This window comes from Paenibacillus sp. FSL R5-0407 (genome assembly GCF_038009185.1).
Taxonomy (GTDB): domain Bacteria; phylum Bacillota; class Bacilli; order Paenibacillales; family Paenibacillaceae; genus Fontibacillus; species Fontibacillus vini.
In genome coordinates, this window is sequence record NZ_JBBPAX010000001.1 from 786,293 (window position 1) to 811,954 (window position 25,662).

Here is a 25,662-nt window from a genome sequence, read left to right on the forward strand (position 1 = left end):
TTTTATGATTTGGATACAAAGCGGCATTGTTTTGGACGCAACGCTTTTTCCGTTTTACGACCTAACGGACGAACGCACATGTATTTTTGCTTACCGCCTCTAGCCGGTGCCAGGATCGAACGTCTACCGGAGCGCGCGACACGGGTACCGAATACCTTCATGAACCATTCGACGGGATAGGCGATGGATAGACGGCCTTCTTCCGTACCCGCGAAATTAACGGCTGCGGCAAGATTGCCCCGGCGTGTCAGCCAAACGGAACCGGAATCTCCGCCTAGCGATACCGGACGCTTGCCCCGGATCACGCTCTGGTTCTTGAAAGTGATCGTTCCCAAATTACCGTAATCTCCATAGTTGACCTGAATATCCGTGTGAATCGATTCAACGGTTCCGGTAACGGCTCCTGTTGTCCGGCCGACCTTTTTGAACTTGTCGCCAATGGCGTAAGAGCGGACGAAGCCAGGTACATTTCCGTAAACCGCATAAGACGGGGATAGAAGGTTGCGGCGCAGCGGCTTTGAGAGCGCCGCATCGAGGAAGTTGGGCTTATTCTTGTGAAGCTTGACGAATCGTTGCACGCTTCCGATTTTGTCCCGAGGTACGGTACCGCTGTCAGCTCCGCCCGGCTGGACCGTCGCGGAAGGCCGATTCGAATTTTCGTTGACCAGCACATGGTTGTTGCTTAGAATAAATCGGCTTCCGGGCTTTTTTTTGTCGCTGACAATCAAGCCTACGGTTCCCGAGACATTAGGAGTACCCACACTGTATCCGGCAGGGACAGGTCGAATTCTTCGACGGAAGCGTGAGGGAAGCAAGCTGTTTTTATGAAATTTGGTTGATCTCACAATGCGCACCGGAATTTCGGCTTTCAGTTTTGCGGGCAGAGAGAGGGCCTTGGGCTTAGATTTGCCTTTCCTGTTTTTGCCGGACGCAGCGGAAATTGCGTCCGCATATACGATGAGGGCTGCTCCTTTATGCGGTTTCGACGGCTCTTTAAAGCCGACCCCGACGCCATGAATTCCCCGTTGTCTTAGCATTCGTGCGGAATAACGCTGCTTAAGTAAATAAGCTTTACGAAAACTGGCCATTACATCACCTTTTCTTCTTATTTGCTCTATACTATGCACAACAGGCCAAGAGTACTGGGCGGATTCCAGCTCTGGATTCGAAGCAATTATGGAATTGTGACCCGGCCAATGGCCGGGTCGATCCATGTTCATCGGCGAATCAGGTGATGATCGTGATGGTGGGAGCCGATATGACGGGCTGGGTCGTAATATCCGAAGTTACACCCGTAAAGCTTCCAATTTCCAGTTGGACCGGAACTCCTTCGATCAAATCAACCGTGTCCAATACCAGACTGGCGGTGGAAAGCGTCGATAAGGACGCCTGCTGCAAAACCCCGTTAATATAAACGTTAAAATAATCGCTGGCAGCCAAAGCCGGCAACGCTGTGATGGCCGCATCCGCGTCATCCGTAAAGCTTGCGGCAGCAATTGTAGTGTCGGTTGCTCCGATCATAGCAGCCGTTATTGTTGCAAAATAGCGGGTAATGGACGGAGTTATTGAAGTGGTGATTACTCCGCCGGTAGATACCGGAGCACTGGCAACAGCAGTGAAAACAGGCTTGATTACTGGCATTATGGTTTCACCTCCTAATCAGCAGGATATCGAGACAATCCTCGATTCCTTAACAGTTAATGATCAGTTTTTCTCGATGAAACGGCGTTTCTTCCTCCTTGAGGTCAAATGTTCCTGATTTCAGGCAGTTCGTCTATTTCATAGCCGGGAGATTGACATATGATATTGAAGGTTATAGGACAATGGGAGGTGATCCTTTGTTTAAGAGGAAAAGACACTTTTCCTATAAAAAGAAAAGAAGTCGTTCCAGCGTATGTCCTCCGCCCAAACCATGTAAGAGGCGGGCTCGCCCCGGCCATGGTAGGCTTAAACGCAAATCGCGGCAATTGGATTCGCCAGGTAAGGCAAAACATTCGATAATACCGGGCCGGAAGGGATCGTTGGGGCGTAAGAGAAAGCGGAGAAAGCCCATCCAGCGGAGAGTGTTTGGAGCTGCGGGTCCGCCCGGGAGAAAAGGCAGAGATGGACTACGCGGCCCCGCCGGACCTATAGGACCCGCCAGACCGACGGGGCCGATGGGGATGAAGGGGGAACAAGGAGTTCCGGGTCCGGTTGGACCGCAAGGAGAACGCGGGTCACCTGGAGCGGAGGGACCTCAGGGATTGCAGGGGTTACAAGGACCTCAGGGCCCTCAAGGGGAACGAGGAGAGCAAGGGGTAAAGGGCCAGCGGGGAGAACAAGGAATGCCGGGTCCGGTTGGACCGCAAGGAGAACGCGGGGCACCTGGACCGGAGGGCTTGCAGGGACCGCAGGGATTGCAAGGTCCGGACGGACCGCGAGGAGAGCGTGGAGAGCGAGGGTTACAAGGACCGGAAGGCACTCAAGGACCACAAGGAGAACAAGGTGTATCCGGTCCGGAAGGGCCTCAGGGACCACAAGGAGAACAAGGGATTCAGGGTCCCCGAGGCCAGCAAGGCCCGCCGGGCAGCTCGGATATAACGATTGTGCCGAGGGTTTACAGATATTTTTATATTCCCGATACCGAATTAGCAGCTTTGACGGTCGTTGAAGCCAGCCAATTTACAAACGATGTTGGGGAACCGGTAGAAGCGATTGAAGGCTTGTCATTGAATTGTTATTCCCGTTTGTTTGTGAATGGGATGCTGCAAGAGAGCAGGCTATATTCTATTGATCCTTCAGCTTTGACGCTCCACCTAGGCTTGGATATGATATTGGCAGGGACTCCGATCATTATTGAGAATGTGGAGATGAATGTGCAGCCGGTAACAGCATAGTTTCTGCGATGGGCGCATACCGGCGTTGTACGCCCAAAATCGGCGGGATCGGGAGCTCCGGTCCCGCTGGGTGGATCGAAACGGAGGGAACAGGATGAAGCTTCAAGGAATAAACCATTTTTGCTTTTCCGTATCGGATCTGGAAAAGTCCATTTTATTTTATCAGAGCGTTTTTGACGTCAAGCTGCTCGTAAAGGGAAGGTCTTTGGCTTATTTTGACCTCAATGGCCTCTGGATTGCCTTGAATCAGGAAGATGTCAAACGGGACAGGGACGTCCATACATATACGCATATCGCTTTCACGGTCGAGGAAGCAGACTTGGATCGATGGAAGGATAAACTGGAGCAGGCGGGTGCTGTCTTACTGGAGGGGCGCAGCCGGGATGCACGGGATTTTAAGTCGGTTTATTTCTTGGATCCGGACGGACACCAATTTGAATTTCATACCGGAACGTTGGCGGATCGTATGGAATACTACAAGGCGGACAAGCCGCACATGCAATTTTTTGACTAATGCTGCCACCCCTATAAATTTGCTGTTGGGATGAATGAGAAAATACGATAGAATAGGTTCTATGTGTGAAAATACCGTAGAGAAGCAGGTTAAAGGTTATTATGAAAAAATTCAAAAAATTCTATATTGAAACAACGAGTATCTGCAATCTGGCTTGCAGTTTTTGTCCTCCGACCCACCGTCAATCTCAATTTATCTCGGTGGAGGATTTCAGCAAAATTCTTGATGATATCAAGCCGCACACCGATTATATTTATTTTCATGTCAAAGGAGAACCGCTGCTGCATCCCAAAATCGATCAGTTGCTGGATATCAGTCATGAAAAAGGGTTTAAAGTCAACATTACGACCAACGGTACACTGATTCGCAAAAACGCTCATAAGCTGTTAGGTAAGCCGGCTCTCCGGCAGATGAATTTCTCTTTGCACAGCTTTGACGGGCATGAGGGATCGACGGACAGAGAAGGGTATATCACCAGTGTTTTGTCCTTCGTGAGGGAAGCGACGGCAGCCTCCGAGATGATCGTATCGTTCCGTCTATGGAATTTGACGAAGGACAACGAGACCAACCTGGAACGCAGCCGAAACAGGGCGACGTTGGAGCTGATCGAGAAGGAATTCGGGTTGGATTTTCGGATCGAAGAGAAGGTGGTGCCTGGCAGCGGCATTAAACTGGCTGACCGCATTTACCTGAATCAGGATCATGAATTTGACTGGCCGGATTTAAGGGCTAAGGAAGACGACGGCCGCGGTTTTTGCCATGCGCTTCGCAATCAAGCCGGAATCCTTGTAGACGGGACGGTCATTCCTTGCTGTCTGGATGGGGAAGGCATCATCAATCTGGGAAATGTCTATGAGACACCGTTCTCGGAAATCGTGGAAGGTGAACGGGCGAACCGGTTGTACGACGGATTCTCGCGCCGTATTGCGGTGGAGGAATTGTGCCGCAAATGCGGATACCGTCAACGGTTTGGCGGGGCGTAAGAAGTGGGCCAGTGTTAGGCAGTAATTTGAATTACTTTGAATTTCGGTCTAACGAATCTGAGCATCGCTATGTGCCCATTTTTCATTAGCTTTTGAAGCTAACGAACTCCAGATTCGCTATTTGAGCGAAAATTGGTCTATTGGGTAGTTATTTTGCCAAATAAGGTTTACTGAGTTCGTTAAAAACATGAAGAGGGAAAAAAACGATAAATAACGATTGTAGGGTTCGTTAGCCCTGGAACCTATGATGCAAAAGCAGGCTATTGGATAGGCTGATATGCGGATAAACAGTAGATGGAAGGATAAGCAAAAATGAAGGCGCGCCGGGAGCACCGCGCGAACCTAAAGCAAACCACCCTGGGACATATAATCGCCTCAGGGTGGTTTTTTATTTCCTATTTGTTATTTAGTAACATTGGATCCCGCTTTAAGCCGGGAGAGATCGACTGCGGGAACTAGCCCTTCCCGGGCAGCTCGATCAAGCAAAGCCGTAATTGCAGCGTAACCGTCATCGCCCAGATTCGCCGTGTATTCGTTGACGTACAGGTTAATGTGGGCCTTTGTGACGTCCGGGGACATTTCCTGAGCATGCTGGAGTACGTATTCCGCAGAGGCTTCGGGATGGGCCCAAGCGTATTCGACGGAAGCGCGGATCCAGCCGGAGACGGCTTCCAAATCCAGCGAGCGCCGGGCGATGATGGCCCCGAGCGGGATGGGAAGGCCGGTATCCGACTCCCACCAGCTGCCGAGATCGGCGAGCATATGCAGACCGTAGGTCGGATACGTGAACCGGGCTTCATGAATGACGAGCCCGGCGTCGATGGAGCCGTGTTGTACGGCAGGCATAATTTCGTCGAACGGAAGTACGACGATTTCACCGATGCCGCCCGGCACGTTTTGTGCGGCCCATAGCCGGAACAGCAGGTAGGCGGTCGAGCGTTCGCTCGGGACGGCGACCCTTTTACCGGCAAGGGCTGCCGGATCTTGCTGGCCGTCCGCCGTCAGGACGAGCGGACCGCAGCCGCGGCCGAGCGCCCCGCCGCAAGGCAGCAATGCGTACTCGTCCAGCACCCAAGGCAGGGCGGCGTATGAAATTTTCAGGAGATCAGGACCGTTGCCAGAGGCTGCGAGGCCGTTGGTTATGTCGATATCCGCGTAAGTAACATCAAATTCCGGCGCACCGGGAATGAGCCCATGCACCAGGGCATGAAATACAAAAGTGTCATTGGGACAAGGGGAAAAAGCAATATTCATGATTGCAGCACCTCCGGTAGTAATGAGCAGGCTTGTTCAAGCGCTTGAAGCGCTTCGCCAATCTTCCACAGCTCGCGCTGGCGCGGGCCGACGCGATTCGAAATCGCACGGATTTCCAACGCGGGAATGCCGAGGCGGTGGGCGGCTGCGGCGACACCGTAGCCTTCCATCGCCTCCGCGGCCGCACCGGGGACACGGTCGGCCAACAGGTCCGCCGTGGCCGCCGAGCCGGTGACCGTGGACAAGGTCAACACGGGTCCCTGGCAAACGGGGAGGCCGGCGTCCCGAGCCGCCTCAGCCCAGCGTGCGGCCAGGCCGCCATGGACGGGCACGCGGGCCGAGCCAAAGCCGAGCTCGTCCACGCTGGAGAAGCCGTCCGGCGTCTCCGCTCCGAGATCGGCGGCGATGATCTCGCTCGCGACCACGAGCGAGCCGACCGGCGCGCGGCTCTCGAAGCCGCCGCCAATGCCGGCGCTGACAACGAGGTCGTAAGCGCCGACCGCCAGCTCGGCCGCCGTAGCCGCCGCGGCCAGCGCAGGCCCGACCCCGGCCAGCCGCACGTCCACGGCCGGCTCGCCGCCAGCTTCTGCTGCGGAGGAAGAACCCGCAGCAGAAGCGCGGCTCAAACTGCGGAGCACGGCGTCCCGTTCCGCCTCGACCGCGGTCATGATAAGCACCCGCTTGACTGGCGCTTGCGGGTCCCGCCCTATGGACGGATTGCTTGCTCTATCTGTCATTCTTTTGCCAACTCCTTATGTGATCCTCTTTCTCTTATCTTTCATTAACGCTTCAATGGAATTAACGGTGGGATCAGGCTCTCCCATATTGCTGAGGCCGGTCGATCTCGGCGCCGAGTTCCTTGGCGGCATTTAAAGCCCAATACGGATTGCGGAGCAATTCCCGTCCGAGGAATATCAAATCAGCTCGTTCATTGCCTAGAATCTCTTCGGCTTGAGCGGTATTGGTGATCAAACCGACGGCTCCGGTTGCGATGCCGGCCTGGCTGCGGATTTGATCGGATAAATCTACCTGGTAACCGGGAAAGACGTTGATTTTTGCAGGCACTACAGCGCCAGAGCTGCAGTCGATCAAATCTACGCCTTGGGTTTTCATTTTACGTGCGTATTCAATATATTGGTCGAGCGTATTTCCGTTTTCGTCATATTCATTAGCGGAGACGCGTACGAAGATCGGACCGTCCCATACGGTCTTAACCGCCTCAATGATTTCACCGAGCAGCCGATATCGCCCGTCCGCGCTGCCGCCGTATTGATCCTGTCTATGGTTGGCTAGCGGGGACAGAAATTGATTAATCAGGTAACCGTGGGCGCCGTGCAGCTCAATAATATCAAATCCGGCTTCCTTCGCCCGGCGGGCTGCATCCTTGAATGCGCCGACAACCTTCTGTATGTAATCACCATCAGCCTCGACAGGTGTTTGCATTCCCGGAAAAGGAATGGCCGACGGAGCATAAATCGGCTCGTCCAGCTCGGCTTTCCGGCCGGCATGGGCAAGCTGAATCGCCGCTTTGGCTCCGTTTTGGTGAATCAGGTCCGTAATTTCTTTTAAGCCGGTGACATGTTCATCGTTCCAGATGCCCAAATCCCGATAAGAAATCCGGCCTTCCGGCAGAACAGCCGTCGCTTCAACAACGATCAGACCCACGCCGCCGACGGCCCGGGTTGCATAATGGATCCGGTGCCAATCTGCGATTTTCCCGTCTTTGTTCGGGGAAGAGTACATGCACATTGGGGACATGACGATACGGTTTTTTAAAGTGACATTTTTTATGGTGTACGGTGTGAATAGTTTGTTGTTCATGATTTCGCTCCTTTGTTTATCTAAGTCTATATGGAGTAGATCTCAATCCCTCTGTGTCTATGTTAGATCAAAGAAATCGGTGATACAAGTCGACCCTGCGAAATCTCCATATTCGCTTCACAGTTTCTCCATACATTCGGGGTAAGTTTATAAGGCCGGAAATATGGAAATATGGAAAATGGAGGGATTTATTATGAACAATAAAAAATGGACGATCGGCCTATCCTTACTCTTACTCACCGGCGTTGTGATCGCCGGATGCCAGTCATCGGCCGGCAGCGGCGCGGAGGGGAGCAATAGCAATGCAGTGAAGGCCGCGGCCGCAGAAGAAGGGGGTGGACAAGGGCAAGCCCCTTGGATCGCAACCAAAAATACTACCAGGGTCAATTCATCGGATCCGGCTGAAGCAGCGGTTTTGGTGTCGAGGTCGTTATGGCCCGCAACCGCCAAGAGCAATACTCCGGGAAGCGTGGTACTGGTGGATCCCGGAAACTGGGGAATCGCGGCTGCCAGTGCCGATCTGGTTCACCATCCCAACAACGGGCCGATATTGTTCGTGACAAAGGACGGGTTACCGAGGGTTACAGCTGATGAACTGAAGCGCCTCGCACCTACAGGGGCGGAAAGCAATCGCGGAGTTCAAGCCGTGCTTGTTGGTCCCGTCTCTGAAGCCGTAAAGGTTGAATTAAAGCAAATGAAGCTCAAATTTGATCATATTCAAGGGGACGAGCCTGCGGCCGTCGCGGAAGCCATTGACGCTTATTACGCAGAAGCCGCCGGCGAGCTTCCAAAATCCGTCGTTGTGGGCTCCTTGGATAATCCGGAATATACGCTTCCCGCAGTCAATTGGATTGCCCATATGCCGGAGCCGCTTCTCTATGTAACGAAAGACGCCATTCCGGCGGAAACGGAGAAAGCGTTGAAAAAAAGAAACGGCCAGGCTCATATTTATTTGATCGGACCCGAAGCGGCCGTTTCGAAGGATGTTGAGAGCAAATTAGAGAACTACGGAAAAGTAACGCGAATCGCTGGTGATGATGTCTATGAGAACGCGATCGCTTTTGCAAAATTCAAAGACCCGGAAACCGGCTTTGGCTGGGGCATTACGACACCGGGCCATAATTTGTCCTTCCTGAATAAGGGGAAGATAGAACTTGCCATAGCGGCGGCACCGTTTTCCCATCTCGGCAAGCATGCTCCGCTCATTTTTACGGACAAGGACAAGATGCCCGGCTCCGTGATGGACTATGTCATGTCCATTCAGCCCAAGTATGAGCATAGTCCGGCGGAGGGTCCTTACAATCATGCTTGGCTGACAGGGAATGAAGAGGACCTGACCTATGCGGCACAGGCCGAGATCGACGAGATGCTCGAAATCGTATCCGCTAAAGGCGAAGGACACGGAAGCATGGGACATTAGTTTTGTTCACGGCGTTTTCACACGGTCCCCACAAAAACTACAAACTTATTAAGTAATATGGGGTCTAAGGAGGCGAAACACTGTGAACAAAAAATGGATTGCCGACTTGGGAGCCATCCTGTTGACGCTAGGGATCGGAACTGCCGTTTATGCGGCGGACGGGACTCCTTCATTCCGGGACATGCTGCCGTTCATGCAAAAGATGCATCCACAGCTGTCCGAGGGAGAGCTCAATCAAATGTATCAAAACTGCCATCAGGGAAATGGAATGCAGCAAAGCGGGACTATGATGCAAAGCGGGTACCGCTTTGACGATACTTCCAATTTGTGATCTGATGATGATTCAACAAAAGAGCTCCGGGGTTGAGTGCCGGGGCTCTTTTGTTGAAACCGCAACTCCTAACGGACACCAGAGCCGTTATCTCCAGAAAATTCGCTGTTTTGAAAATCTAACGGACACAGGAGACCTTATTCGCTAAAAAAGGGACCCCAGCTGGGTAAAAACGCCTTATTAAGCGCTGTGGTGTCCGTTAGAATTCAAAACCGATTTATTTTGCCCAAATAACGGCCGCTGTGTCCGTTAGGATAGATATAAACCTGGCGAGGCCGAGACGGAGGCCGTCCCATCCGCTCAACATGCTTCATTTTTTCTACATAATTATCAGATATAATATAAACATATTTCGAAATCGATAGTAGCAGGTGACATAGCTTATGAAGTTAAAGGTACTCATCGTGGATGATGAATGGAATATGCGGAATCTGCTCCGTATTTACTTGCTAAAAGAAGGCTTTGAGGCAAAGGAAGCCTCGAACGGGCATGAAGCGCTGGCGTGGATCGACAGGGAGGAATTCGACATCGTCCTGCTCGATGTGATGATGCCCGATATGGACGGGTGGCAGGTTTGCCAAGGAATCCGGGCCCGCAGCCAGGTTCCCGTCCTTATGCTGACCGCCCGCTCGGAGACGAAGGATAAAGTGCGCGGCTTGGGACTTGGGGCGGATGATTATTTGACGAAGCCGTTTGAACCGGAGGAACTAATCGCCCGCATTTACTCCTTGATCCGCAGGTCTGTCGTAAATAAGCAGGCGGTCCAGCCTGAGTTCAAGCTGAGGTTTACCGATCTGCTGATCTTGCCGGAAGGCCGTCAGGTCTATGTCAAAGACCGGCCGGTAGATTTCACCCCGAAGGAATTCGATCTTCTGGTTGCTCTGGCTGAATCCGGGAAACGTGCATTTCCTAGAGAAGAGCTGGTGGAACGGGTGTGGGGGAACGATTATTTTGGCGACCCCCGGGTCGTGGATACCCATGTGAAGAATATAAGGGAAAAAACGAGTAAGGCCGGTTTGGAATACAATCCCATTCAGACCATTTGGGGGATCGGCTATAAGTTTTTTGACGGTGACACAGGACCATGATCAGCAACCGGATCGGAAAAAAGCTGGGTTTAATTATAGTGGCTGTATTCTTGGTCGTTCTGGTAGCGCTTGGCCTTGCTCTTGACGTGATGTTCTCCAACTTCTATCGTACCGAGATGACGACAAGGGTAGAAGAACTGTCCAAGCATATGGTAGCCATGGCTTCCTCTCCGAACACGACGACCCAGGAAATGATCAAGGACTTTGCTGAATTTTCTGAAGTCAGCGTTTTTTATGTAGATGGAAAAGAGAACATTGTACTTCATTCGGGACGGCATATTCCGGCTGACCGGTCATTTATTCAATCGGAAGATGTCTCTTCGATTATTTCAGGAAGTAAGGTTCGGGAGGAATATACGGATGACCGTGGCCAGCGGTTTTTTATGATCGGGATGCCTGTCAGCCATGGAGACGGTCCAACGGAAGCCCTTTATGTTCTGGCCTCTTCATCTCATATGGAATCTTCACTTCGCAATGTTCGGCAGCTGCTGGTTTTGGCGGGGCTTGGGGCGTTTTTGCTAGCGCTTGGAATCACGTGGTTGATTGCGCAGATCCTGTCGCGGCCTTTACTTCAAATGCAGCGTGCCACGCGAAAAATCGCGGCGGGGGATCTGGAGACCCGGCTGGATATATCCAGTAGGGATGAGGTGGGTTCCCTTGCGGAATCCATCAATGATCTGGCGGCACATTTGCAGAGGTACCGGGATTCCCAGCAGGAGTTTTTTGCCAATATCTCACATGAGCTCCGCACTCCAATAACTTATCTCGAGGGGTATGCCAAGGTACTGAAGAACCGGCTGTATGAGACTGATGAAGAGCGGGATCAATACCTCGGGATTATCGAGCAGGAGAGCCTTCGCCTGCAACGGCTGGTCAATGATTTGTTTGAACTGGCCAAAATGGAAGAAGGCCGGATTGAACTGCAACCGGACCTGCTGGAGTTCGAGGAAATCGTGGAGCAGGCCGTCCACAAAATAGAGTGGAGGGCCAAACAGAAGGGGCTGGAGCTCAAGCTGGATTGCCATGGCCCGCTTCCGAGGCTGCGAGGGGATGGGCTGAGAATGGAACAGATCGTGATCAACCTGCTCGACAATGCGATAAGTTACACGGAAGAAGGCTCGATCATTGTCACCGTTGACACGAGAGAGAGCCGGTTGCTATTTGCTGTGGAGGATACGGGAGTGGGAATTCCCGAGAATGAATTGTCGTTGATATTCGAACGATTCTACCGCGTGGAAAAATCCAGATCCCGAAAGTATGGAGGAACCGGACTTGGTCTGTCCATCGTTAAAAAACTTGTGGAATTGCAAGGCGGGGAGATCTATGTGATAAGCACACCAGGAACGGGAAGCCGGTTTGAAGTCACATTTCCATTTCCTTCGCCGGCGGAAGAAACGGGAGGAACTCCGCGATGAAGAAATTCGAGTGGCTATTGCCCGTAGCCGTTATGCTGTTGGGCATCCTGTGCTTGTTCGTATCGGCTTCTTCGTTCCGGAGTGATTGGATGGCGGTGGGTGTTCGTTTCATTCGTTGTGTTATAATCGGCGGGGTTGCTATTTTCGTGTTATATATGCTTATTGGCCTGTTCAGGAAAAAGTAACCGCCCTCTTGACCGGGTTAGCCAAATCGTGTAATATTAGTGTCACTTTGTTCCCTAGGGTTCCGCGGCGGTTCGCCGGTCTTGGTCCGAGAGGGAACACGCAGAGCATACTCTGCGGACACGGAGGGATAAAAGCCCGGGAGGATATCGAAGCCAGATATCTTCCCGGGCTTATTGTTTGTTAGCCGAGAGGGAAGATATACGGCGGAAACTGGAGGGGGAGAAGATCATGAAACGTTATTGGAATCTCATTTGGGTCGCGGGACTGCTGGAAATCGGCTGGGTTATCGGTTTAAAGCATTCGCACGATGTCTGGTCATGGGCAGGAACCGGCTTTGCCTTGATCATGAGCATGTATTTGCTTATCCTTGCAACTAAGAAATTGCCGGTCGGAACCGCTTATGCGGTATTTACCGGAATCGGAACGGCTGGCACCGTAATTGCCGAAATGGTGCTTTTCGGGGAACCGTTCCGGATCATGAAGCTGTTGCTGATTCTTTTGCTGTTATCCGGAGTGATCGGATTGAAAATCGTTACCGTGGAGCCTCAAACGAAGGGGGTGCAGTAACATGGCATGGCTATTATTAGTTCTAGCCGGTTTGGGCGAAGTCGTCGGAGTTGCCGGAATCAACCGCTTAAACCGGTCGCGGGATTTTAAATCTTTTGCCTTACTTTTCGGAGGCTTTATATTGAGTCTGGTGCTGCTCTCGTTCGCCATGGAGTCGATCTCTATGGGGACCGCCTACGCCGTATGGACAGGAATGGGTACGGTCGGTAGCGCTTTGGTCGGCATGTTTATTTTTGGAGAGTCCAAAGATATTAAGCGGCTTATCTTCATCGCGATGGTTTTGTCCGCAGCCGTCGGCCTGAAATTGTTGGCCTAATTGCATTATCTCGCAGAAACAAAAAAACCGCTCTATTCGGTCAAAGAACCGGTAGAGCGGTTTGTGTTTATGCCCTTTTTGAGGCCTGGGCAAATCGGTCTTTAATTTGTTTGTTGTTGCGTTTCATGGCGGTGCGCTGTTCACGCAATATTTGCGAGGAATTTTTATTTAAGGGAGCAAACAACAGCGCTTCCTTGGGCTGAATTCCGACAGCTTTGCTTACCCGGCCGTTCTTGGATACGAATACTCCAGTACTCATGGCTGCATTCCTCCCAAAAAAAGTTTGATAATTTCGATGATCAGCGGATTTTTACTCATTATAGCATGGTTGACACTTTCTTTGTAGTGGATGAATTTCTTATAATTCCAGTCCGGATCGGCCGGATAATGCAGAGTAAGGACATAATTTCCCGTCCTGATGCAGTGGTAGAACATACTCTTCGCTTCTTTAAAAAACACTTGTTCTCCAGGATCGCCTAAATCGACGGTGAGCACCGCGTAAGAGCTCTTATCGTCCAGTGCAAACAGGGCGACGGAGGCCGCGCTTCCCGATTTGGACACCAGATTCAGGCCGTTTTCACGGAGCTCGTAAAGTGTGGCTGCACAGCAATCACTGTAATACCCAACGCATTCGGACATATAGGGCCCATAAGTTTGCTCGATCGACCCGCCGGATAAGCGGTGCATAATCAATTCAAGGAACTTATCGGCTTGTCGGAATCCGGAAATGCGCAGATTCGGCAACAAGCCGGTCATAAGCTCGAATGCTTCGTCAAACCGGTCAAGCCGGTCGGCATTCTGCTCAATGGAATCCTCCAACGGCAGCAACAGGGAGCCTCTCCGCAGCAGATCGCTGAAATACACCTTCCAATCTATCATTACCCCGAGTGACAAGTCGTCAATATACACTTTCCGCATTAGCATGTCATAAAGCAAGTACCAGACATAAGGATCGATATTTTGCGGAACCCGTTCGTCTCCTTGTAGCATTTCCATCATATGTGACGGGGTTGGAAATCGCTCTTCTTTGTTAATAAAACCGTCGATATATTGATCGAGAATAGGCTTGACCTGCCCGAAGAAAGCGGCTTTGACCTCGACGTCTCCAAATACGAGAATCGTTTTTTCCTGCTCATGCGCCTTGATGAATTCCATATGTGTTACAGTTCTCTTCGCTTTTGAATGATATGTACCGGCTTTCCCGCCAATAAACAGCAGATAGATGTCGCATTCCTCCACCGCTTCCAGACAGCGGACCACGGGGTCAACATGAGCGGGCCAGGGGCCCAAATTTTCTTCCCACATGACCGGTTCGTGCCCTAAAGCTTCAAGCTCCCGGAAAACGTTGCGGCGCAAAGGTTTTAGGCCGTCTTCATTTACGGAACTGATGAAAATTTTAGTTCTTGCCAAGAAAGTGACCTCCCCCAAAGGTGCTTGTTTCTCCCATTATAACCCAGACTTAACAAAAAAGATTGGGGGAAATCTAATTATTGCAATCTCATGCTTGCAAATCAAATTATGTTCATGTAATATACTATCCATAGTCACTTAAAAAACGTAAGTAAATAATTTTAAAGCAACAAAAGGAGAGAAATTTAATGAGTCAATTTTTAAATGCAGTTAAAACAAGACGCAGCGTATATGGAATTAGCAAAGATATTCCGGTATCGGAATCCCGGATCCAAGAGATCGTGGAGGAAGCAGTTAATCATACGCCATCTTCCTTCAACTCGCAAAGTTCAAGAGTAGTTGTTCTGTTTGGTGAGCAGCACGACAAGTTTTGGGATTTGACCAAGGAAACATTGCGTAAAATCGTACCTGCTGACAGCTTTGCTCCGACGGAAGAGAAAATGGGCGCTTTCCGCAGCGGACGCGGCACCGTTTTGTTCTTTGAAGATCAAGCCGTTATTCAAGGATTGCAGGAGCAATTCGCGGCTTATGCCGACAACTTCCCTGTATGGTCCAATCAATCCAACGGCATGCTGCAATTTGTAGTATGGACGGCTCTGGCAAACGAAGGCGTAGGCGCATCGCTGCAGCACTACAACCCGTTGATCGACGAGCAAGTATCGAAGGAATGGAACCTGCCTGAGAGCTGGAAGCTGCTGGCTCAAATGCCGTTCGGCAGCATCGTGGCTGAGCCTGGCGAGAAACAGTTCGCACCGATCGAAAGCCGCGTAAAAGTTTTTAATTAAGCTGGATTATATACTTAGAAAAAAGCGTTTGACAGTTCGGCTGTCACACGCTTTTTTGCATTTTCAAGCTCTTCGGGCATCGAGTTCAGACTCGTTCCTTTTTGTGAGCCAAATATCCTTAAAATCCATCCAGCCCAGATTATTGATAACGAGCCCGCGGATGGAGGGATGAACGTAGGTGTTGAGCTTCTGGTGCACGAGAAACAGCAGTTGGGCTTCGTCCTGCAGCCGGTATTCGATCTGCTGAAGCAAGGCGCTGCGTCTTCCTTTGGACGGAGTGGCGAAAATTTCATTAGTGATCCCGAAGATCCACTGTCTGAGCCCCGGATCGAGATGCTGATAAATCATGCTGTTCTCCTGCAGGAAGCTCTCCAATTCGCAAATCTCATCATCGGCAAAGACGAGGCACATCAGCAAGGCATCCGCCTCCTGGGATGTTTCCGTTTTAGTGAGCGAGCTTTTTTCTTCGTACCGGATGATAACCGGTATACCAATGGAGGCGCATTGCTGGCGAATCCACTCCGCATCCTCGCATTCCGATTCCCCGGTAATTAGCACGAAGGGGGTGCCGTCGTACCCCGATTGCTCAAGCAAACGCTTGGCGGCAGAGGCATCATGCCAATGGACGCCCAGTGCGGCTTCTTCCCTCGGTAAGAAACTCCTTGCGGGATATCCGGATTTTCCGGAATGTTGAATCAGGGCCGAGCGGTCGATGATCAGATTAACGGCTTGCCGGAAAGAGAGGGATTGCTGCGGGCCTTCCTTATTTCGGTTCCAGCTGATAAGACTGCATCCTTTGCTGAGCGTTTCGATTCGCTGCCAGTCTCCCTCAGCCTTCGCTGGAGTATGCGATTCATTCGCCACGAGATGCTCCCATTTTAATTTGGATGCGTTAGGGATGTTCTCCGGCATAAAAATAAGCTTAACCCCGTCCAAGTAAGGTCTTCCCATAAAATACCCATCATTTACTACCAATTCTATGCGGTTGTTGCACCAATGTACGATTTTGAACGGCCCCGTGCCGCTAGGCAATCTCCAGTAGCTCCGTTCCTCTTTGGCGGATAAATCCGAAGGTACGATGGAGGCGCAGGAAGAGCACATTAAGCGGGGAAACAGCCAGTTGGGTTGCCGCAGGGTGACTTTTACGGTTCTGGTGTCAATTGCTTCTACGCTATTCATCATGTTGACCAGCCAGGAATTCATCGAGGTCCGCAATCGTTCCAAGGTAAAAACCACATCCTCTGCGGCTAGAACCTTACCATGATGGAACTGAATTCCTTTGCGCAAATAAAAAGTCCATTCGGTACCCGAATCGTTATGTTCCCAGTGATGAGCGATTCTCGGCATGATTTCCTCACGTTCAGAGTCGTATTCCACCAGCCGGTCGAACAATTGCCGTACCAGATGGGAATCAAATCCGAAAAAAAGCATCGACGGGTCCAGCGAGACGGGAGAGCGATAAACTGGGAGACGGAATACGTCCTTTCCCTGGGCATCCGCGGTGATTTTTTCCACGCCGAACTGGTCGTTTAACCATTTAATAAACTGGTCCAAAATAGTCTTATCCTCTTCGAACTGATGCAGGAACTCGAAAGCCGACCGGTATTCCCCTTTTTGCGCAAGCCGCTTGGCAAACTCCAGCAGAAACAGATCCCGATTCACCATAAAACGAATCCGGGAACGGTTACCGCGGCCACGACCAGGTAGCCAGCAAATCAATTCCTCCTCCTGAAGCTTGCGGACGATCAGTTTCACGTTCCGCTCCGTACAATGAAAGAGTTCGGTTAAATCTTCAAGCGTCGCTTCATACTCATCCTGCTCTCCGGACACCGGCCCGGCAAAGTGGTTTAGCAGCGTAATGTAACGTTCTGCCGTAAGCATATAACACCTCCCCAAAGCAATCCGGTCATCCCCCGAAATGCAATGTCCAACTGTCATTTTTCCTTGCGTCATCGGCCTTTGCACGTTAAAAGGGGAAACGCGTTTTACATAGTGTACACTTTTTCTTCCTGATTTCATAGCAGATAATGGTAACAAATATCATAGCGGAACAGCGATGGAGTAGGAAGGGAGAGGGGCAAGTTGAGTTACGAAGAATTTTACAGAAGAGAACTGGAATTGAAGACATTTCATAATCCGAAAGTCAGTATCGCCCAGGTCAGGAATGAATGCAGGGAGCGGAGGATGACGTACCGCCTCGGGAAAAAAAAGAAAACCTGGATGACCAGGTTTCTGGGAATAATGCCGGGTATGAAAAATTCCCCATAGTGTATTTATTTAAGAAATCAAGCCAGGGCCTGTTTGAATTCCTGGGTTAAAAGAGGAACAACTTCGAACAGATCGCCGACGATGCCATAATCGGCAACTTTAAAGATCGGCGCCTCCGGGTCTTTGTTAATCGCGATAATAACGCGTGACTGGCTCATGCCGGCGAGGTGCTGAATAGCGCCGCTAATCCCGCAGGCAATATAAATTTCGGGCGTCACAACCTTTCCGGTTTGCCCGATTTGGAGGGCGTAATCGCAGTAGCCAGCATCGCAGGCGCCGCGGGATGCGCCGACAGCTCCTTGCAGCACCTCGGCCAGCTCTTCGAGCGGCTTAAAGCCTTCAGCGCTCTTGACGCCGCGACCGCCGGAGATGACGACCTTGGCCTCGGTCAAATCGATTTTGCCCGTCGCTTTACGGACGACATCCTTGATCACCGAGCGCAGGGAAGACGCAGGTGCATAATCGAAAGCGGTGATTTCAGCCGGGGAGGAAGCCGGTCCGGCGGGCGGAATGTTGTTGGGGCGCAGGGTAATAATGCCGGATCCTCCAATGAGCCGCTTCTTCTCGAAGGCTTTACCCGCATAGACCGGGCGAGTATAAATGATATCGCCGCCAGAATTTTCGATCGCCGTTACATCGGAGATCTGACCGGCCTGGAGGCGGGAAGCGACTTGCGGGGCGAGGTCGCGGCCAACGGTCGTATGACCGAACAGAACCAAGTCAGGGGTTATGGAGCTCAAGACTTGAGAGAGCGCGGAAATATAGGTTTCCGCCAAATAGGACTTTAAATCCGGGTGATCCACAACGAGAACCCGTCCTTGAAAACAACGGGCCAGCTCTTCCGCGGGTCCTATAAGTTCATATCCGAGCAGAACGGCGGTCACTTGATCGCCGTCTTCTTTTGCCAATTCCGCGGCCTGAAGCGCTTCCAAAGAAACCTGGCGCAATTTTCCGTCACGCGTTTCCGCTACGACCATAAACGTTTTACTCATGAATATCCCTCCTCAATAAGTAGACGTTGACGCTTTCATCAGCTATAGAACCTTCGCTTCGGTCTTCAACAGTCGAACCAGCTCAGCAGCTTGTTCGGCCAATCCGCCTTGCAAAATGATCCCCGCTTTGCGCTCCGGCGGGTTGAAAAGCTCGATCCGTTCGGTCTTGGAGACGATGGATTCCGCATCGATGCCAAGCTCGTTCAAGCCGAGTTGTTGAAACGGCTTTTTCTTGGCTTTCATGATGCCGGGCAGGGAGGGATACCGCGGCTCATTCAGGCCCTGTTGGGCAGTGAACAGCGCAGGAAGGGAGATTTCAACGGTTTCGCTGTCACCTTCCGCGTCACGGACGGCGACGGCCTGCCCGCCGGATACATCCAGCTTCACGATCGCGGAAGCATGAGGAATGTCCAGCAGCTGGGCCAACCGGACAGCGACCTGTCCCGCGCCGTTGTCGACGGAGAAGTAGCCGCCGAGAATAAGGTCATAGCTTTGGCTTTCGAAGTAGGAGGCGAGCAGGGCGGCGATACCGGACTCATCGGTCCGGATCGACGGGTCAGAGATCAGCACCGCCTCATCGGCGCCCATCGCCAGTGCGGTTCGCAGCGCCTCGGCGGTCCGATCCGGTCCTACGGATACGACGATCACGGTAGCGCCATGCTGTTCTTTTAGCCGAAGAGCTTCTTCCACGGCATACTCGTCGTACGGATTAATAATGTACTTCACACCGTCATCAAGAATCTCACCGTTTTGAATAACGATTCTTTCCTCCGTATCAAAGGTCTGCTTCAGAATTACGTAAATGTTCATCAGGCACGTCTCCTCTCAAAATGATCATTATTGAGACAACCTTTTACCGTAAACCTCTCAGAAAAAAATCCACCGTTCCGTCAACCTGAGCGGACAAGGAATACTTCCGTCCCGAGATGAGCCAGGAAGTGACGACCTCGTCCATGGCCCCGAAGATGAGCTGGCGAGTCAGCTTCGTATCCAAATCAGCGCGGAACGACTGTTCTTCCATCCCCCTTTTTAAAATATGCTCGATCAACTGAATATAGGGCTTTACCGACAAGCCGATCGCCTTGCGCAGTTCCAGGGAGCTCTGGCGCAGCTCGATTTGAGTCACATAAGCCAGGTCCACATTTTGCTCGAGCTGGGTGAAGTGGATTTCACACACTTTGTGAAGCGCTTCGGCCGCCGTATTCGATTCCTGAATGTTGGCGTTGAAGAGGGCGACCAGTTTCCCCAATCGGTCCTCGAACAGGGAGATGAGGATATCTTCCTTCTTCTTGAAATATAAATAAATCGTACCGTCCGCGACTCCGGCCTCCTTGGCGATTTTGGATACCTGGGACCCGTGAAACCCGTTCTCCGCAATGACTTTTTCGGCGGCGTCCAAAATCATTTCAAATTTTTCCTGTTTCCTACTTGTCATGACGACACCTCAATGCTAAAATTTAAGTCAACTGAATGAATACTCATTCATTTTTCTTAATCTTAGGGGAACCCAAGCGCTTTGTCAATAGAAGCGCCATTTTTAAAAATCACGTTGTAAACGCTTACCTAGGCTTGGACTAAAGAAATTCTAACTAGTCTTGAAGAAGGGTGGGGGCAGGGATGGTGTGGCAGATCATCAATTTGGCATTGTTTTTGGCGGTAACGGGCTGGGGCATTTATTTGTTCTGCAGGGTCGTCTATCATCGCTACCTTTATTTAAAACTTGGGCAGCCCTCGGATTTCAGGCAACGTCTTAAAGGGGGTTGGAGCGAATTTCTGGCTCAGGTGTTCGGGCAAAAGAAATTGTTGAAGGACCGCAAAAGCGGAATCATGCACTTCGTCATTTTTTACGGATTCATCATTTTGCAGTTCGGAGCGATCGATTTGATCGTAAAAGGATTGACGGAGGGAGGGCATCTGCCGCTCCCGGCCTATGACGTATTCGGATTGCTGCAGGAACTGACGGTTCTGCTGATTCTGATCGCTATGGGTTATGCGGCGTACCGTCGTTACGGCGAGAAGCTCCCTCGTTTGAAAAGAGGCTGGAAACCCAGTCTGGTCGTTTTCTTCATATACTCGCTTATGTTCTCGGTGGTTTTGTCGCTGGGCTTCGAGCGTCTATGGCTCGATCTGGAACCTTCGGCATTGGCTCCGGCTTCCTCACTTATAGCAGCAGCGTTCTCCGGCCTTTCGGCCTTGGCGGCGAAAATTTTATTCTACGTGTTCTGGTGGCTGCATCTCCTGATTTTGCTCTCCTTTCTTGTTTATGTACCTCAGTCGAAGCATTTTCATCTTATTACGGCTCCTATCAATATCGGTTTGCGGCGCAGGGAGCCGGTCGGCCGATTGAAATCCCTCGATCTGGAGGATGAAGAAGCGGAAAGCTTCGGCGCCGGGAAAATCGAAGAATTCACACAGAAACAGATGCTGGATTTCTATGCCTGCGTAGAATGCGGTCGCTGTACGAATGTTTGTCCGGCCTCGAACACCGGTAAGGCGCTGTCTCCGATGCATCTGATCACCAAGCTGCGGGATCATTTGACCGAAAAAGGCACCGCTATCACGGAAAAATCGCCTTGGGCACCGGAGTTTGCGTTCGCGCCGGGAGGGCTGTCCACGCATGGAATGACGGGGGAAATGACTCCCGGAGTGAATTGGAATGATTCCGTGGGGATTACGGATATCCGGCCAACACTGAATTGGCAAAAGGAAACATGGGGGAAGCGGGAGCAAGGTGCAGATCCCGTGAGTCTGGAGCTGATCGGCGACGTAATGACGGAGGAGGAGATCTGGTCCTGCACGACCTGCCGCAATTGCGAAGACCAGTGCCCTGTCGGCAATGAACATGTGGACAAAATTATCGACCTGCGCCGTCATCTCGTCCTGATGCAGGGCAGCGTGCCGCAGGAAGGCCAGCGGGCGCTTACCAACATCGAGCGACAGGGTAATCCTTGGGGTATCAGCCGCAACGACCGGGCCAAATGGACGGGGGAAGTGGAAGGGATCACCGTGCCGACCGTCAAGGAGAATCCGGAGTTTGAGTATTTGTTCTTCGTCGGTTCGATGGGCTCTTATGATCTGCGCAGCCGCAAAGTGTCGCGGGCGTTTGCCCGCCTGCTCAAAGAGTCCGGCGTAAGCTTCGCGATTCTCGGGAACGAGGAGAAAAACTCGGGGGACACGCCGCGCCGCATGGGCAATGAGCTGCTGTTCCAGCAGCTTTGCCTGGAGAATATTGAGACTTTCCGGAAATATGGGGTCCGGAAAATCGTTACCGCTTGCCCGCATACTTTTAATACGTTCAAAAATGAGTACCCGGAGTTTGGTTTGGAAGGCGTGGAGGTATGGCATCATTCGCAGCTGCTGGACCGGTTGATCACGGAAGGCAGACTGACGCCCAAGCATGAAGTGAAGGAGCGGATCACTTATCATGATTCATGTTATTTGGGTCGCTACAACGATGTTTATGACCAGCCCCGGAATGTGCTCAAAGCGATCCCGGGCGTGGAACTCGTCGAGATGGAACGTGCCCGGGAGAATGCGATGTGCTGCGGAGCCGGGGGCGGGATGATGTGGATGGAGGAGACGGGCGGCAAGCGCGTCAACCTGGCCCGCACGGAGCAAGCGCTGGAGGTAAAGCCGACGGTGATTAGCAGCGCCTGCCCTTATTGTCTGACCATGCTGGAGGACGGCACCAAGATGAAGGAGGTCGAAGATCAGGTCCAGGCCCGGGATATCGCCGAGTTGTTGGAGATGTCGGTGTTCTAGCTATATGAGATGAACAAGTGAAATGGAGGGTTCGGAATATGAATAAACCAATTCGCAAAGCGGCCGTTATCGGCTCCGGAATCATGGGCTCGGGAATCGCCGCCGTACTTGCCAACGCAGGCATTCCCTGCTTGCTGCTGGATAGGGTCCCGACCGAGTTGACCGAGGCGGAAGCCGCTAAGGGGTATACACTGGAGCACCCGAGTGTGCGCAACCGGCTGGCGGTTTCGGCGATCAAAGGAATGGCGAAAAGTAAGCCTGCTCCGCTCTATGATAACGATTTTGCCGAGCGTATTACCCCGGGCAATCTGGAGGATCATTTGTCGCAGATTAAGGAAGTCGATTGGGTCATTGAGGTGGTCGTTGAGAATTTGGGGGTGAAAAAAGAACTCCTGGCCAAAGTGGAGCAGTATTGGTCGCCAGGAATGATCGTCAGTACGAATACCTCCGGGATTTCCGTTAATGCGATGGCGGAAGAAAGGTCTCCGGAGTTCCGGAAGCATTTCCTAGGCACTCACTTCTTCAACCCTCCCCGGTACATGAAACTGCTTGAGATCATCCCCGGTGAAACGACGGATGCCGGGCTGGTAGCGGACTTAAGCGGGTTTTGCGAGCGTACGCTGGGAAAAACGGTCGTACTGGCCAAAGATACGCCGAATTTCATCGCCAACCGGATCGGTACTTACGGCTTGCTCGTTACCCTTAGCGAGATGATACGAAAAGGTTACACGGTAGAGGAAGTGGACGCAGTCACCGGACCCGCAATGGGACGGCCCAAGAGCGCAACGTTCCGCACTCTGGATTTGGTCGGGCTCGATACCTTCCTTCATGTGGCGGACAATGTGTTTTCGAACGTTTCGAATGAATCGGAGAAATCCGTGTTTGAGGCGCCCGAGGTGCTGAAGCAGATGGTGGCGCAGGGCAGATTGGGCGAAAAATCCGGCCAGGGCTTTTACAAGAAGGTCAAGGGGCCGGAAGGCAGCCAAATCCTGGCTCTGGATTTGCAAAGTATGGAGTACCGGCCGCAGGGGAAGGCGGCTTCAGGGTCGCTGGAGGCCGCCAAGCTGGCGAAAGGCGCCAAGGCCAAAACTGCTGCGCTGTTGGCCGGAGGCGACCGGTATTCGGATTTAGCATGGAGCATTTTGAAGCAGGTGCTCATCTATGCCGCCGAAAAACGGGGTGAAATCGCAGATACCGTGCGGGAAATCGACGAAGCGATGAAATGGGGATTCAACTGGGAACTCGGTCCGTTTGAAACCTGGGATGCGATCGGGCTGGTCAAGTCCGTATCCAGGATGGAAGCCGAGGGGATGACGGTTCCGGCTTGGGTGAAAGACTGGATCGCGGAGGGAAACACCTCTTTTTATAAGAAAGAAGACGGTAAGCTGTTCCATGTATCGGATGGGCGTTATAAACAGGTGGAACAGCCGCCGGAAGTCATCTCGCTTCGGGACCTGAAAGCGCAAAACCGGGTGGTGAAGGGAAACAGCGGAGCAAGCCTGATCGATCTCGGCGACGGCGTGGCCTGTTTGGAATTCCATTCACCGAACAATGCGATCGGCGGGGATATTTTGGCGATGATCTCGCAGAGTGTAGAGGAGGTTCGCAGTAATTTTAACGGGTTGGTCATCGCCAATCAAGGCAAAAACTTCTGTGTCGGGGCCAATCTGATGCTGCTGCTGATGGAAGCGCAGGATGAGGAATGGGATGAAGTGGATGATATTATCCGCCTGTTCCAGAACACGATGTACCGCCTGAAACGCTTTGAGAAACCGGTAGTAGCCGCACCGCATCGAATGACGTTGGGCGGAGGTGTGGAGGCTTGTATGCCCGCCGATCAGGTGATTGCCTCTGCTGAAACCTACTATGGATTGGTGGAGGTCGGCGTCGGTCTCATTCCCGCCGGGGGCGGCTGCAAGGAGCTTGCCCTGCGGGCCAGTCAACAGGCCGGGCTGCCTGAAGCGGATCTGCAGCCATACATTAACCGGATCTTCGAAACGGTCGGAACGGCGAAAGTATCGACTAGCGGACATGATGCGAAGAAGTTGGGCTACTTACGACCGTCGGACCGGGTCGTGCTGAATCCCGACCATACGATTTATGAAGCGAAACAGGCGGTTCTTCGCATGGCGTCATCGGGATACGAACCGATTGCCGAAACGAAGCTGCGTGTAGTCGGTAAGGAAGGCAAAGCGGTTTTGCGGTTGGGAGCGCTGGGCATGAGGGAGAGCGGATATATCAGTGACCATGATCTGCTGATCGCCAACAAGCTGGCCCATGTGCTGGCGGGAGGAGATGTTCCGCCCGGCTCTTGGGTAACGGAGCAGCACATGCTGGACTTGGAGCGGGAAGCATTCCTGAGCTTATGCGGCGAGCCGAAAACAAGACAACGGATGCAGCACATGCTCACCAAAGGCAAACCGCTGCGGAATTAGAAAAAGGAAAGGGAGGGTGAGTTTATGAAAGAAGCAGTGATTGTGTCTATGGCACGAACGGCGGTGGGCAAGGCCAAGCGGGGCAGTTTGGCACAGACTCGTGCCGACGATCTCGGGAAAGCTGTGTTGGAAGCCGTCGTTGAACGGGCGCCGGGGCTGAATAAAGAGGATGTGGATGATATCATCATCGGCTGCGCGATGCCTGAAGGTGAGCAGGGGCTTAATTTTGCCCGTATCATGTCGCTGTATGCCGGATTTCCGGTGACGGTTCCCGCAATTACGATCAACCGGTTTTGCTCCTCCGGTCTGCAAGCGATCGCCTCTGCTGCGGAGCGGATCATGCTCGGCCATGCGGAAGTAATGATCGCCGGAGGCGTCGAAAGCATGAGCCATGTCCCGATGACCGGGTTCAAGGTATCACCGAATCCGAGAATTGTGGATGAGATGCCGGAAGTGTATATGGCCATGGGACATACGGCCGAACGGGTGGCGGAGAAGTTTGGCATCTCCCGCGAAGATCAGGATGAATTCGCATTCCGCTCGCATATGAAAGCGGCGAAGGCGATTGCCGAGGGGAGGTTTAAAGAAGAGATCGTTCCGATTCAGGCGGAGCTTTCCCAAATTGGGGACAGCGGAAAACTGGTGCGGAACACAGTCGTTTTCGATACCGATGAGGGTGTTAGGACGGATACGACACTTGAAGCTTTAGCGAAGCTGAAGCCCGGCTTTAAAGCCGGCGGCACAGTAACGGCAGGGAATACGTCGCAGATGAGCGACGGTGCGGCCGTGGTTGCCCTCATGAGCCGCGAGCGCGCCGACCAGCTCGGCTTGAAGCCGCTCGCGACGTTTCGCTCCTTTGCTTTGGCCGGCGTAGAGCCGGAATTGATGGGCGTCGGCCCGGTGAAGGCGATTCCGAAGGCGCTCAAGATGGCAGGCATCAGCCTGGACGACGTCTCGCTTTTCGAAATTAACGAGGCCTTCGCGTCGCAGTGCCTGCACATCATCCGCGAGCTCGGCATCGACGAAGACAAAGTCAATGCCAACGGCGGAGCGATTGCCCTTGGCCATCCGCTCGGCTGCACCGGAACCAAACTCACCGCCACGCTGATCAACGAGCTTCGCCGCCGTGGAGGCGGATACGGCGTGGTGTCCATGTGCATCGGGGGAGGAATGGGCGCGGCTGGCGTGTTCGAGGTTCATGCATAGGGATGAAGCACAGTGAGGTTCGTTAGCAGGGAA

At 52.3% G+C, this 25,662-nt stretch carries 25 protein-coding genes and 1 riboswitch; of the genes, 14 read left to right on the forward strand and 11 right to left on the reverse strand.

All coding sequences use genetic code 11. The features are described from left to right. Positions 1-2: 2 nt before the first annotated feature. Together NYE70_RS03820 and NYE70_RS03825 are read right to left on the reverse strand one after the other, a co-directional pair. Positions 3-1,088, reverse strand: a complete 1,086-nt coding sequence (locus tag NYE70_RS03820; RefSeq protein WP_341045040.1) for a hypothetical protein — start codon at positions 1,086-1,088, stop codon at positions 3-5. 139 nt (positions 1,089-1,227) lie between these two features. Further along, entirely contained in the window at positions 1,228-1,641 is a 414-nt protein-coding gene (locus NYE70_RS03825; RefSeq protein WP_211024073.1) for a DUF4183 domain-containing protein, read from the reverse strand. A 422-nt stretch (positions 1,642-2,063) separates the two neighbouring features. Here NYE70_RS03825 and NYE70_RS03830 point away from each other — a divergent pair, with 422 nt between their 5' ends. From NYE70_RS03830 to NYE70_RS03840, 3 genes are all read left to right on the forward strand, one after another. Beyond that, positions 2,064-2,876 (forward strand): DUF4183 domain-containing protein, encoded by an 813-nt coding sequence (locus NYE70_RS03830; RefSeq protein ID WP_341045041.1) that lies wholly within the window; start codon positions 2,064-2,066, stop codon positions 2,874-2,876. A 94-nt stretch (positions 2,877-2,970) separates the two neighbouring features. Then, entirely contained in the window at positions 2,971-3,390 is a 420-nt protein-coding gene (gene fosB, locus NYE70_RS03835; RefSeq protein WP_341045043.1) for a metallothiol transferase FosB, read from the forward strand. Between the two features lie 101 nt (positions 3,391-3,491). Beyond that, a complete protein-coding gene (locus tag NYE70_RS03840) occupies positions 3,492-4,373 on the forward strand; it encodes a radical SAM/SPASM domain-containing protein (RefSeq protein ID WP_211024079.1) in 882 nt (293 codons plus the stop codon). Positions 4,374-4,775: 402 nt separating this feature from the next. Here the strand turns inward: NYE70_RS03840 and NYE70_RS03845 are convergent, their stop codons facing one another. The 3 genes from NYE70_RS03845 to namA form a co-directional block, all read right to left on the reverse strand. Next, positions 4,776-5,627: a 1,4-dihydroxy-6-naphthoate synthase gene (locus tag NYE70_RS03845; protein ID WP_341045045.1), complete on the reverse strand. Its 852-nt coding sequence runs from the start codon at positions 5,625-5,627 to the stop codon at positions 4,776-4,778. Continuing rightward, on the reverse strand, positions 5,624-6,364 hold the full coding sequence (locus NYE70_RS03850) for a futalosine hydrolase (RefSeq protein WP_341045047.1): 741 nt from the start codon (positions 6,362-6,364) through the stop codon (positions 5,624-5,626). Before NYE70_RS03850 ends, NYE70_RS03845 begins: the two co-directional genes overlap by 4 nt. A gap of 73 nt (positions 6,365-6,437) precedes the next feature. Then, on the reverse strand, positions 6,438-7,448 hold the full coding sequence (namA, locus tag NYE70_RS03855; RefSeq protein ID WP_211024085.1) for an NADPH dehydrogenase NamA: 1,011 nt from the start codon (positions 7,446-7,448) through the stop codon (positions 6,438-6,440). A gap of 193 nt (positions 7,449-7,641) precedes the next feature. On the opposite strand from namA, the gene NYE70_RS03860 reads away from it, so the two are divergent. The 7 genes from NYE70_RS03860 to NYE70_RS03890 all read left to right on the forward strand — a co-directional run bounded on the left by NYE70_RS03860 (position 7,642) and on the right by NYE70_RS03890 (position 12,771). After that, positions 7,642-8,868, forward strand: coding sequence for a cell wall-binding repeat-containing protein (locus NYE70_RS03860; protein ID WP_211024087.1), 1,227 nt, complete (start codon positions 7,642-7,644; stop codon positions 8,866-8,868). Between the two features lie 82 nt (positions 8,869-8,950). Continuing rightward, positions 8,951-9,199 (forward strand): hypothetical protein, encoded by a 249-nt coding sequence (locus tag NYE70_RS03865; RefSeq protein ID WP_341045049.1) that lies wholly within the window; start codon positions 8,951-8,953, stop codon positions 9,197-9,199. Positions 9,200-9,582: 383 nt separating this feature from the next. After that, complete coding sequence (locus NYE70_RS03870) at positions 9,583-10,287, forward strand: response regulator transcription factor (protein ID WP_211024091.1); 705 nt, start codon at positions 9,583-9,585, stop codon at positions 10,285-10,287. Next, positions 10,284-11,702 carry a sensor histidine kinase gene (locus NYE70_RS03875; RefSeq protein ID WP_341045051.1) on the forward strand — a complete coding sequence of 473 codons (1,419 nt, stop codon included), beginning with the start codon at positions 10,284-10,286 and terminating at the stop codon, positions 11,700-11,702. The genes NYE70_RS03870 and NYE70_RS03875 overlap by 4 nt, the downstream gene beginning before the upstream one ends. Continuing rightward, complete coding sequence (locus NYE70_RS03880) at positions 11,699-11,887, forward strand: hypothetical protein (protein WP_211024095.1); 189 nt, start codon at positions 11,699-11,701, stop codon at positions 11,885-11,887. The genes NYE70_RS03875 and NYE70_RS03880 overlap by 4 nt, the downstream gene beginning before the upstream one ends. A gap of 43 nt (positions 11,888-11,930) precedes the next feature. Beyond that, a riboswitch (guanidine-I (ykkC/yxkD leader) is annotated at positions 11,931-12,032 on the forward strand. A gap of 84 nt (positions 12,033-12,116) precedes the next feature. Further along, a complete protein-coding gene (locus tag NYE70_RS03885; protein WP_211024097.1) occupies positions 12,117-12,455 on the forward strand; it encodes a DMT family transporter in 339 nt (112 codons plus the stop codon). Between the two features lies 1 nt (position 12,456). Next, positions 12,457-12,771, forward strand: a complete 315-nt coding sequence (locus NYE70_RS03890; protein WP_211024099.1) for a DMT family transporter — start codon at positions 12,457-12,459, stop codon at positions 12,769-12,771. A gap of 67 nt (positions 12,772-12,838) precedes the next feature. Here NYE70_RS03890 and NYE70_RS03895 read toward each other — a convergent pair whose 3' ends face one another. Both NYE70_RS03895 and NYE70_RS03900 read right to left on the reverse strand, forming a co-directional pair. Next, positions 12,839-13,030: a hypothetical protein gene (locus NYE70_RS03895; protein WP_211024101.1), complete on the reverse strand. Its 192-nt coding sequence runs from the start codon at positions 13,028-13,030 to the stop codon at positions 12,839-12,841. Next, complete coding sequence (locus NYE70_RS03900) at positions 13,027-14,181, reverse strand: DUF4062 domain-containing protein (RefSeq protein WP_211024103.1); 1,155 nt, start codon at positions 14,179-14,181, stop codon at positions 13,027-13,029. Before NYE70_RS03900 ends, NYE70_RS03895 begins: the two co-directional genes overlap by 4 nt. Before the next feature lie 188 nt (positions 14,182-14,369). Here NYE70_RS03900 and NYE70_RS03905 point away from each other — a divergent pair, with 188 nt between their 5' ends. Continuing rightward, entirely contained in the window at positions 14,370-14,966 is a 597-nt protein-coding gene (locus NYE70_RS03905; protein WP_341045053.1) for a nitroreductase family protein, read from the forward strand. A gap of 63 nt (positions 14,967-15,029) precedes the next feature. Here the strand turns inward: NYE70_RS03905 and NYE70_RS03910 are convergent, their stop codons facing one another. From NYE70_RS03910 to NYE70_RS03925, 4 genes are all read right to left on the reverse strand, one after another. Continuing rightward, positions 15,030-16,847 (reverse strand): SgrR family transcriptional regulator, encoded by a 1,818-nt coding sequence (locus NYE70_RS03910; RefSeq protein WP_341045054.1) that lies wholly within the window; start codon positions 16,845-16,847, stop codon positions 15,030-15,032. A gap of 404 nt (positions 16,848-17,251) precedes the next feature. Continuing rightward, positions 17,252-18,226, reverse strand: coding sequence for an electron transfer flavoprotein subunit alpha/FixB family protein (locus NYE70_RS03915; protein WP_290408165.1), 975 nt, complete (start codon positions 18,224-18,226; stop codon positions 17,252-17,254). A 42-nt stretch (positions 18,227-18,268) separates the two neighbouring features. After that, positions 18,269-19,036 (reverse strand): electron transfer flavoprotein subunit beta/FixA family protein, encoded by a 768-nt coding sequence (locus NYE70_RS03920; protein ID WP_290408164.1) that lies wholly within the window; start codon positions 19,034-19,036, stop codon positions 18,269-18,271. A gap of 43 nt (positions 19,037-19,079) precedes the next feature. Then, positions 19,080-19,661: a TetR/AcrR family transcriptional regulator gene (locus NYE70_RS03925; RefSeq protein ID WP_290408163.1), complete on the reverse strand. Its 582-nt coding sequence runs from the start codon at positions 19,659-19,661 to the stop codon at positions 19,080-19,082. Positions 19,662-19,843: 182 nt separating this feature from the next. Between NYE70_RS03925 and NYE70_RS03930 the strand changes: the two genes are divergently transcribed. Genes NYE70_RS03930 through NYE70_RS03940 form a run of 3 tightly spaced genes read left to right on the forward strand, consistent with a single transcriptional unit; the run spans position 19,844 to position 25,629 of the window. Beyond that, positions 19,844-21,988: a (Fe-S)-binding protein gene (locus tag NYE70_RS03930; protein WP_341045056.1), complete on the forward strand. Its 2,145-nt coding sequence runs from the start codon at positions 19,844-19,846 to the stop codon at positions 21,986-21,988. A gap of 38 nt (positions 21,989-22,026) precedes the next feature. Further along, positions 22,027-24,423, forward strand: a complete 2,397-nt coding sequence (locus NYE70_RS03935; RefSeq protein ID WP_341045057.1) for a 3-hydroxyacyl-CoA dehydrogenase/enoyl-CoA hydratase family protein — start codon at positions 22,027-22,029, stop codon at positions 24,421-24,423. 24 nt (positions 24,424-24,447) lie between these two features. Further along, on the forward strand, positions 24,448-25,629 hold the full coding sequence (locus NYE70_RS03940; RefSeq protein WP_341045058.1) for an acetyl-CoA C-acetyltransferase: 1,182 nt from the start codon (positions 24,448-24,450) through the stop codon (positions 25,627-25,629). Positions 25,630-25,662: the final 33 nt, after the last annotated feature.

Excerpts from the sequence above, each read along its gene's own strand:
- NYE70_RS03930 (WP_341045056.1), top strand. The coding sequence starts at position 19,844 with ATGGTGTGGCAGATCATCAATTTGGCATTGTTTTTGGCGGTAACGGGC.
- NYE70_RS03885 (WP_211024097.1), top strand. The coding sequence starts at position 12,117 with ATGAAACGTTATTGGAATCTCATTTGGGTCGCGGGACTGCTGGAAATC.
- NYE70_RS03870 (WP_211024091.1), top strand. The coding sequence starts at position 9,583 with ATGAAGTTAAAGGTACTCATCGTGGATGATGAATGGAATATGCGGAAT.
- NYE70_RS03845 (WP_341045045.1), bottom strand. The coding sequence starts at position 5,627 with ATGAATATTGCTTTTTCCCCTTGTCCCAATGACACTTTTGTATTTCAT.
- NYE70_RS03920 (WP_290408164.1), bottom strand. The coding sequence starts at position 19,036 with ATGAACATTTACGTAATTCTGAAGCAGACCTTTGATACGGAGGAAAGA.
- NYE70_RS03935 (WP_341045057.1), top strand. The coding sequence starts at position 22,027 with ATGAATAAACCAATTCGCAAAGCGGCCGTTATCGGCTCCGGAATCATG.
- NYE70_RS03915 (WP_290408165.1), bottom strand. The coding sequence starts at position 18,226 with ATGAGTAAAACGTTTATGGTCGTAGCGGAAACGCGTGACGGAAAATTG.
- NYE70_RS03860 (WP_211024087.1), top strand. The coding sequence starts at position 7,642 with ATGAACAATAAAAAATGGACGATCGGCCTATCCTTACTCTTACTCACC.
- NYE70_RS03840 (WP_211024079.1), top strand. The coding sequence starts at position 3,492 with ATGAAAAAATTCAAAAAATTCTATATTGAAACAACGAGTATCTGCAAT.
- NYE70_RS03880 (WP_211024095.1), top strand. The coding sequence starts at position 11,699 with ATGAAGAAATTCGAGTGGCTATTGCCCGTAGCCGTTATGCTGTTGGGC.
- NYE70_RS03820 (WP_341045040.1), bottom strand. The coding sequence starts at position 1,088 with ATGGCCAGTTTTCGTAAAGCTTATTTACTTAAGCAGCGTTATTCCGCA.
- NYE70_RS03925 (WP_290408163.1), bottom strand. The coding sequence starts at position 19,661 with ATGACAAGTAGGAAACAGGAAAAATTTGAAATGATTTTGGACGCCGCC.
- NYE70_RS03910 (WP_341045054.1), bottom strand. The coding sequence starts at position 16,847 with ATGCTTACGGCAGAACGTTACATTACGCTGCTAAACCACTTTGCCGGG.
- namA (WP_211024085.1), bottom strand. The coding sequence starts at position 7,448 with ATGAACAACAAACTATTCACACCGTACACCATAAAAAATGTCACTTTA.
- NYE70_RS03825 (WP_211024073.1), bottom strand. The coding sequence starts at position 1,641 with ATGCCAGTAATCAAGCCTGTTTTCACTGCTGTTGCCAGTGCTCCGGTA.
- NYE70_RS03875 (WP_341045051.1), top strand. The coding sequence starts at position 10,284 with ATGATCAGCAACCGGATCGGAAAAAAGCTGGGTTTAATTATAGTGGCT.
- NYE70_RS03940 (WP_341045058.1), top strand. The coding sequence starts at position 24,448 with ATGAAAGAAGCAGTGATTGTGTCTATGGCACGAACGGCGGTGGGCAAG.
- NYE70_RS03895 (WP_211024101.1), bottom strand. The coding sequence starts at position 13,030 with ATGAGTACTGGAGTATTCGTATCCAAGAACGGCCGGGTAAGCAAAGCT.
- NYE70_RS03905 (WP_341045053.1), top strand. The coding sequence starts at position 14,370 with ATGAGTCAATTTTTAAATGCAGTTAAAACAAGACGCAGCGTATATGGA.
- NYE70_RS03890 (WP_211024099.1), top strand. The coding sequence starts at position 12,457 with ATGGCATGGCTATTATTAGTTCTAGCCGGTTTGGGCGAAGTCGTCGGA.
- fosB (WP_341045043.1), top strand. The coding sequence starts at position 2,971 with ATGAAGCTTCAAGGAATAAACCATTTTTGCTTTTCCGTATCGGATCTG.
- NYE70_RS03850 (WP_341045047.1), bottom strand. The coding sequence starts at position 6,364 with ATGACAGATAGAGCAAGCAATCCGTCCATAGGGCGGGACCCGCAAGCG.